This is a genomic window from Steroidobacter sp., from assembly GCF_016790065.1.
Classification (GTDB): domain Bacteria; phylum Pseudomonadota; class Gammaproteobacteria; order Steroidobacterales; family Steroidobacteraceae; genus Steroidobacter.
In genome coordinates this window covers 1-5,899 of sequence record NZ_JAEUPY010000177.1, presented here as the reverse complement: position 1 = coordinate 5,899, position 5,899 = coordinate 1, and the positions used below count along the sequence as shown (strand labels likewise).

Genomic DNA, 5,899 nt, shown 5'->3' with positions numbered 1-5,899 from the left:
CGATGACGAGCGGTTGTCTAATCTCATTTCGGATTACGCGTTGCTCCCAACTTCTCACAAGATTTCTTGTGGGCTATACAACGACCACAAATTATCAACTTAGCGAAACTCTTTTTGTTCTGTCGCAACAGCGGAGCGCAGTAGTCAGGGACTCCTTATATGTGGTTTTTGCGAGTCCGCTGGCGTGTTTCGCAGGATTCAAACGTTCTTTCCTGGGACGGAATTGCAGGCCGGCGTGTCTGTGCGGGGCGGCGCGAGGGGCCGGCATATCGCGCTCCTGGGAGCGCCAACGAGGGTGTGCGCATGGTCTGCCGGGCCAGCACGCATATATATGAGTAAGCCGAATCGTAAGCCATTGATAAATAGGACGCATGCGCTTCCTGAAGATCCCTGGTGGGCTGCCGGATGAGTGAACAGATCGCAGGCGTCGCCCTCCGGTTTGGCCAGCGTCCGACCCTGGGGTGGGTGACTGACCTGTCACAGGTCGCTGAAATGTTCAGCACGGCCCCTCATTTGATCGTCATCGGGCTGGCCCAGCATCCGGGCGATCTTTTGAAAGATGCGTGTGCTCAGCTGCTGTCGGAACAAGCCGGCGAGCACGGCGCGAACAGCAATCTCGTTCTCAAACTAAAGAGCGTCGAAGCATTCGAGAGTGCCTATTCGAAGTACGTGGTGAGCGGCAAACAGGTCGAACCGAAAGTGATCTTCATCCAGTCACGTGACGAGTCTGCCTCCCAGGGGTCATTCGCTGACGAGCTTACCGAGGCATTGAACTTCCTCAGTCATGTCTCATGGGCGGACTTGCCGGTGCAAAGTCTGCGCGCGCGATTCGCCAATGACGAACAACTGAGGCTCGGGCGCGAACGCCGCGATCAACTGCTCGTTGAAGAGCGGTGGCTGAACGCGTGGCAAGTTCATGAGCAGCAGGGGGGCAACGCCAATGCTCATGGGGTCAATAACACGGCCAGCCGTGCACGCAGGTTGGGAGAGATGCTCGGCGCCTGGAACGGGCGAGAGTATTTATATCCAGGGTTTCAGTTCGACCTCCAGACGGGCCGATGGATGCCCGAGATGAAACAACTGTTGGACATTCTTCCCAGAGATCGCAGCGGCTGGCGCCAGGCATTTTGGCTGTTTCAGAAACATTCGCGGCTGGATGACCGGCGGCCGGCAGATATTTTTCAAAAGGAACCGAGCGCCGTGATCGAAGCCGCACGGAGCGACTTCGTGCTTGACGATGAGCGTTGGTAGTCCGAGTCATTCCAATCCCACCGATCAATATACGTGGTTGCCAAAGGGCACGCGGCTTTGGCACGTCTATCCAGATGGATTTGACTGCCTGGCGTTCAACGCCAAGTCGACCAACAGATTCGCACTGCCGCCGCCGCCGGCTTGCGCCATGTTCTATGCCGGCGATTCCGCGGACTGTGCGCTCTGGGAGAGTGTGTTACGTAACTTGGTGATCAACAGCGCTCAGCCGCAACCGGTAGATCCGGGGTTGCTGGCAGGAAGATCGATCGTTGAGCTGGAAGTCGCGCTCGACACCAAGATCCTGGATTTGCGTGCGCCGTACTTTAGAAAGTTCAGTAGCGATCCAGCGCTGCATGCCGAGTTGCAACGGCTCGCGGTAGTGCCGGATGCTCAGTACGCCGAGACACACGCGAAGGCGCGAGCGTTGCGAGACGAGTGGACAGATGCCGTCGGCCTCTGCTGGTTCTCCAGGCAGATAGGAGCACAGCGGGCCTATGTGTTCTATCGACCGCCGCACCCTGCGGGCGGCTTTCGTAAGATCCAAGCGCACTCATTGGATACGGCGCAGGGTTGGGCGCTCATCGATGCTGCGCTCGACGTCGTCGGGGTCAAGCGACTCGGTGCCACCCTGTGATCTCGATGCAGGCGGCATTGGAGGCCTGCTACCATGCCGCCATCCGGACACAGCTAGGGAGCCTGAGGCGTGCGACGGTTCATATTTGCGGCCCTCATTCTATGGATGGCATTCACCAGTTCAGCTAACGCGGAGCCGGGAAACGGCTCGGCATCATCATCCGCTCCGGGCATCGAAGAGGTTCTAGTCACGGGCGTTCAGCCTGGCCCCGGCCTGTGGCGTGTCTCCAGTGGCCGACGAACGATGTGGATTTTGGGCACCTACGCGCCGTTGCCGTATCAGATGCAATGGCGATCGGAGGAGGTGGAGGCGACCATCGCCGAGTCCAAGTTGGTGTTGGCGCCGTACGCCGCAGAGTTCTACGTGCCGGGCATCGATGCCTATGATCTCACGGGCAAGAAGCTGAAGAAGGTGCTCGAGCCGGCGACGTACAAGCGCTGGAACACGCTGCGCAAGAAATATATAAAACGCGACGGCAAAGAGGATTGGTTACCTGCGTCGGCTGCGTTTCAACTCCAGGCCCGGGCTTTCCAAAGTGCCGGGCTGTCGTTCGACGACCAAGTGTGGCGCACGGTAAAGAAGATCGCCAGAGAGCACCGCGTTCGCGTCAGTGACGATCATCAGATTCGGTTGGAAGTGATGCCGCGGGGCTCCGTCGATCTTGGCACGTCTGTGTACTATGAGCCGGCGGCCATCGAGTTCCTGACTCGAACGCTCGACCGGCTGGAGAAGGACCTGACCGCCACCAAGGCGCGAGCGAATGCCTGGGCGGTCGGCGATTTGCGGGCGCTCCGAGGGCTCATGGAGTTCAACCAAGAGAAGGCCTATATGGCCTCGCTGGCCGGCCCGTTCATGGCAGAGAATGGCATCCAGGACTTGTTTGAGCGTGCCGATGAGAAGTGGTTATTCGCGGCGAAGAACGCACTGTCCACCAGCGACGTGACATTCGCGATCTTGCCGGTATCGATGTTGATGGACCCGAACGGGTTGCTCGCGAAGCTCGGCGCGATGGGTTACGACGTCCAAGCGCCGCGGTAGCTGAGCGTTACGCCGCCGACGTCATCAGGGATTGCAGATAACGACTCATGGTTGCTTCCACGTCGGCAGGCGACCAGCTGCGAGGGTTGGTGGCGGCTTGCGAGGCGATGCCATCGATGAGGGCGCAGATGCGGCGGCCTTCAAGCATGGGATCGAGTTTGGCGGAGACCGTGCCGGTCGCTTGCAGGTCGGTAATCACCGCGGCGAATTGCTTGATATGCAGCAAATCGCGCTTGTCCTGCAGTTTCATGAGTGCCGGGTTGCCGATGGCCAGGCCCATGAAGGCTGTTAGCAGTCGGCAGCGTGCAATGGATGCGGCATCGAGGGGCAGCAGTTCGCGGGTCATGGCGAGCAAGCGTTCGGGGCCGTGACCGTTGGCGGCGGCTTGTTTCATCCGCTCGTGAGCACGGTCGAACATCAGGTTCTTCGAGTAAAGCAGCATCTCTGCTTTGGTCTTGAAGTAGTGCATCAGCACGCCGGTCGAGCAGCCCATCTCCCGAGCAATCTCGGCAATTCCTGACTTCTCGATGCCCGAGCGCAGAATCACCTTGCAGGTGGCATCTGCGATCTCTTCGCGCTTGGAGTCATGGTCACCTTTCCGGCGTCCGCGTGGCATCGTCGTTTGCCTGTTCCCGTGAATCGTCTGAAGTCGCCAATGTTACGCGTTTGCGTAGACAGAAAGCAGTGCTCGGCACGCGGCCAGACCGATTTCCCCAGGGACGGGTGCGGGTTGTCCGGTCCGCACGGCCTCGGCAAATGCAGCCATCTGCATCGTGAAGTTGCCGGGCATGGCAGGGCCGGGCACGGGAAGTTGGCGGGTGCCGTGGCGAGTGGTCCAGTAAATATGGTTGCCATAGTGAAGGACGCGCAAGGCGCCGGCGGTGCCGTGCACGTGAATGCAGCCGGGCTGCGATTGCCAATTGCCAGGCTCCACGAAGCCGCTCACGTCCCAACCAGCGCCCCAGGAGAAATGGCCTTCGGCGGGCAGTTCGGTGGGGAAGGTGCCGTCCTCATACAAAAGATGACCGATGGCGCCGTTGGCGAATTCCATGGCCATGAACTCGGGGCGTTGGGTTTGGCCGGCGATGTTGCCGCGGCCGAGCACCGAACGTATCGGCGAATCGATCAGCCAGGAAAAAGTATCGATCAGATGGACGCCATGATCGATCAGGCCCATGCCGGAGCCGCCCGGGCCGCCCAGCGGGAAATGATGAGGACCCAATGTCCCACGATGCGCAGGTCCGGTGCCGCCAACGGCGAACTCGCGCATCAGTAGCACGTCGCCAAGCGCGCCGCTTTGAATGAGCCGTCTTGCTTCAATGACGGCGGGCAGAAAGCGATAAGACGCACCGTAGCCGAGTAGAACGCCGTGTTCACGGCAAGCAGCGATCATGCGTTCGCAAGCGTCGATGGAAATCGACAACGGCTTCTCACATAGAACATTCACGCCGGCGCGAGCGCAAGCAACCGTGGCTTCTTCATGAGCGGCGGTCGGCGTCAGCACGCAAGCGATATCGAGTTTCTCCGCAGCCAGCATGGCTTCGGCACTGGCATACGCCCGTAACGAATGTGAGGAGGCGACCTCGGCCAAGCGCTCCGCTTGCGGATCGGCGGCGGCGACCACCTTGATCGTGGGTAACTCGCGATACGCCTGAAGATGGACCTGGGCCACGGCGCCTACGCCGATGACGCCGACTCGAAGCGGTTCACTCATAGCTGCCTCGCTACAGAAAAAATGATGCGCGGGACCCATTGCGCGAATTAATATAATGGTTATTATAAATGAAAAGGGGGCCTCATGAAACGAAAAGTAATCCTGACCTGTGCGGTTACAGGAGAGAACCGCTACAACCGCCAACACCCGTCATTTCCGATCACGCCGGAGCAGATCGCGGCGGCGGCCCTCGAGGCGGAAGCGGCAGGCGCCACCACGGTGCACTTGCACGTGCGTAATCCTGAGACCGGCGATGGCTCGCGCGATCCGGTGTTGTTCAAAGAGTTGGCGCAGCGGGTTCGTGCCGGTGGCTTGCGTAGCATCCTGAATATCACTTGCGGCGGCGGTGCCAAGTACGTGCCCAGTGCCGACAACGATGCCGTGGCCGGTGAAGGCACGGATGTCGGTTCGGTCGAGAATCGCACCCGACACATTCGAGAAAACCGCCCCGAAGTGTGTTCGCTCGATGTGACGACTCAGAATCAGATGGATGGCGGCGAAGAGTACGTCTATCTGCACAGCCAGAGCACGCTGCGCCGGATGGCGAAGACGTTTCTAGAGCACGGCGTGAAGCCCGAGATCGAGATCTTCGCGCCCGGCGATTTGTTGTTCGCCAATCAAATGGTTTCTGAAGGTCTGTTTGCTCCGCCGCCGTTCTATCAGATGGTGCTCGGCACGCGTTGGGGTCTGCCGGCGGATGTGGAAACCATTCTGTATCTGAAGCGCCTGTTGCCACCCGAAGCGATGTGGGCAGCCTTCGGCATCGGCCGACAGCAAATGCCGATGGTGGCGCAGTCGGTGTTGCTCGGCGGTCATGCGCGCGTCGGTTTGGAAGACAATTTGTATTTGGATCGCGGCGTGTTTGCGACCAATGGTCAGTTGGTGGAGCGCGCGGTGCGAATCATCCGCGACCTGGGATGTGAAGTCGCCACGCCCGATGAAGGGCGAGAAATCCTGGGCTTGAAGCGCTAGGGCCTGTCATGAACAGCCCGAGCGTCGTTCAAGGTGAACTGAGCTCTGGCAGCGTGCGCCCACCGGCGCTGCTTCGGACGATCGGACGGTTCCAGTACTTTGCACTGGCGTTCGGCACCATCGTCGGCTCGGCATGGGTCGTGGTGTTGGGGGACTGGCTGCGCGTCGCCGGTCCCGGAGGCGCCAGCCTCGCGTTCATAGCGGGCGCACTGCTGATGAGCTTGCTGGCCGGTGTTTATGCCGAACTCAGCGCTCGCATGCCCGAGGCCGGGGGCGAGTTCATCTTCGCG

Annotated in this window: 6 protein-coding genes and 1 pseudogene; 5 read left to right on the top strand and 2 right to left on the bottom strand. The window is 60.1% G+C overall.

Going from position 1 to position 5,899, the window contains the following annotated elements:
- The first annotated feature begins 405 nt into the window (after positions 1-405).
- From JNL55_RS07875 to JNL55_RS07865, 3 genes are all read left to right on the top strand, one after another.
- Positions 406-1,251 (top strand): hypothetical protein, encoded by an 846-nt coding sequence (locus JNL55_RS07875; protein WP_293851641.1) that lies wholly within the window; start codon positions 406-408, stop codon positions 1,249-1,251.
- Positions 1,238-1,885, top strand: a complete 648-nt coding sequence (locus tag JNL55_RS07870) for an RES family NAD+ phosphorylase (protein WP_293851639.1) — start codon at positions 1,238-1,240, stop codon at positions 1,883-1,885. The genes JNL55_RS07875 and JNL55_RS07870 overlap by 14 nt, the downstream gene beginning before the upstream one ends.
- 105 nt (positions 1,886-1,990) lie before the next feature.
- Positions 1,991-2,923, top strand: coding sequence for a TraB/GumN family protein (locus JNL55_RS07865; RefSeq protein WP_293851643.1), 933 nt, complete (start codon positions 1,991-1,993; stop codon positions 2,921-2,923).
- Between the two features lie 7 nt (positions 2,924-2,930).
- On the opposite strand, the gene JNL55_RS07860 is transcribed toward JNL55_RS07865, so the two are convergent.
- Entirely contained in the window at positions 2,931-3,539 is a 609-nt protein-coding gene (locus JNL55_RS07860; protein WP_293851636.1) for a TetR/AcrR family transcriptional regulator, read from the bottom strand.
- Between the two features lie 42 nt (positions 3,540-3,581).
- Positions 3,582-4,637 (bottom strand): Gfo/Idh/MocA family protein, encoded by a 1,056-nt coding sequence (locus JNL55_RS07855; RefSeq protein WP_293851633.1) that lies wholly within the window; start codon positions 4,635-4,637, stop codon positions 3,582-3,584.
- An 84-nt stretch (positions 4,638-4,721) separates the two neighbouring features.
- Between JNL55_RS07855 and JNL55_RS07850 the strand changes: the two genes are divergently transcribed.
- Both JNL55_RS07850 and JNL55_RS07845 read left to right on the top strand, forming a co-directional pair.
- Positions 4,722-5,609: a 3-keto-5-aminohexanoate cleavage protein gene (locus JNL55_RS07850; protein ID WP_293851631.1), complete on the top strand. Its 888-nt coding sequence runs from the start codon at positions 4,722-4,724 to the stop codon at positions 5,607-5,609.
- An 8-nt stretch (positions 5,610-5,617) separates the two neighbouring features.
- Positions 5,618-5,899: pseudogene (locus tag JNL55_RS07845) on the top strand (hypothetical protein); the annotation flags it as partial.